General features: G+C 56.4%; 2 protein-coding genes. Both read left to right on the top strand.

The window, feature by feature from the left end; genetic code table 11:
* A partial coding sequence (locus ACXJ5O_RS26470; protein WP_457302504.1) for an amino acid ABC transporter permease occupies window positions 1–560 on the top strand: 560 nt, incomplete at its 5' end.
* Window positions 561–637: 77 nt separating this feature from the next.
* Window positions 638–1,583, top strand: a 946-nt coding sequence (locus tag ACXJ5O_RS26465) for an ABC transporter substrate-binding protein (protein WP_457302503.1), incomplete at its 3' end; no start/stop codon positions are given.

The following is a 1,583-nucleotide window of genomic DNA, read 5'->3' as shown; positions in this document are numbered from 1 at the left end:
GTGCAATTGTCGGGATTGTGATTCTCCTGCTGCGAATTTCCAAGCGGCGCTGGCTTCGGCAAGCGGCGGAATACTACATCGGCCTCTTTCAGGGCACGCCTCTCCTGATGCAGTTGTTCCTGTTGTTCTTCGGCCTGCCGTTGCTAGGCTTCCGTATTGAAGCGTGGACGGCCGCAGTCCTTGGACTGACGCTCTGTGCAAGTGCCTACCTCGCCGAAATCTGGCGCGGCGGTGTGCAATCATTGCCAAGCGGCCAGTGGGATGCGGGAAGCAGCCTCGGCTTGCATTACATAGCGCAGCTGCGGCTCATCATCCTGCCGCAAGCGTTCGCGATTACACGGGCACCGACGGTCGGTTTTCTGGTGCAGTTGATCAAGAGCACTGCGCTAACGTCGATTATTGGTTTTGAGGAGTTGGTTCGAACCTCGAATGCCATCAACAATGCAACATTCGAGCCGTTTACGGTCTATGGGCTGGTGGCGCTCATCTATTTTGTTCTGTGCTACCCGCTGACGCGCTATACAAAGATATTGGAGCTCCGGACCGCTCGTCAGCATTGAACAACAGCCCGGTATTCGACAAAAAACAGAAGTGGGAATCGGCCAGTAAACTGGCTTACAAAAAGGAGATACGACAAATGGACTCTTTTCTGAAGACGAGCGTCAGTCGCCGCACGGTGCTCCGCGCCGGCGTGATGGGTGCCGCCGTTTTGGCAATGCCAAACATCCTGCGCGCGCAGGACAAGTCGTTGAAAGTTGGCGTCTATGGCGGCTACTTCAAAGACTCGTTCGACAAGAACATCTTTCCGGAATTCACCAAGGCAACCGGCATCGCTATCGAATCCGTGGCCGAGCCGACAGGAGAAGCCTGGCTCGTCCAGCTTGAGCAGGCTGCAAAAGCTGGAGCCGCTCCCGCCGACGTTTCGATGATGTCGCAGGTGGYAATGCTGAAGGGCCAGACGACCAAACTTTGGACGCCGCTCGACATGGCAAAGATTCCGAATTCAAAGAACCTCATCGACCGCTTCGTCAACAAATATCCCGATGGCTCCGTCGCGGGTATCGGCGCCGTCTCATGGTACATCACGCTCGTTACCAACACCGATGTCTACAAGGAAGCGCCGACGTCATGGGCGGCGTTCTGGGACAAGGCCAACGCCGACAAGCTTGGTTTGCTCGCTCTGGTATCAAATTCGTTCCTGCTGGAAGTAACTGCAAAAACATTCTTTGGCGGCACCAACGCCCTCGATACGGAAGAAGGCCTGCTGAAGGCCTTCGATAAGCTTGCAGAGGTCAAGCCGAACGTTCGCTTGTGGTACCGTGACGAGGCCCAGTTCGAACAATCGCTGAAGTCGGGCGAAATTCCGATGGGTCAGTACTACCACGATGTGACGGGCCTCGCTGCCTCCGAGGGCCATCCAGTTCGTTCCACCTTCCCCAAGGAAGGCGGCGTTCAGGACTCCGGCTGCTGGGCGCTGTCGCGCGCATCGAAGAAAGTCGACGAAGCACACACTTTCATCGACTACATGAGCCAGCCTGCCATTCAGGCGACGCTGTCGCGCAAGGTAGGTACTTCTCCGACAG

Source organism: Phyllobacterium sp. P5_D12, assembly GCF_054049495.1.
Note: the sequence above shows the minus strand (reverse complement) of the source record. Positions and strands in the feature narration are given on the sequence as shown.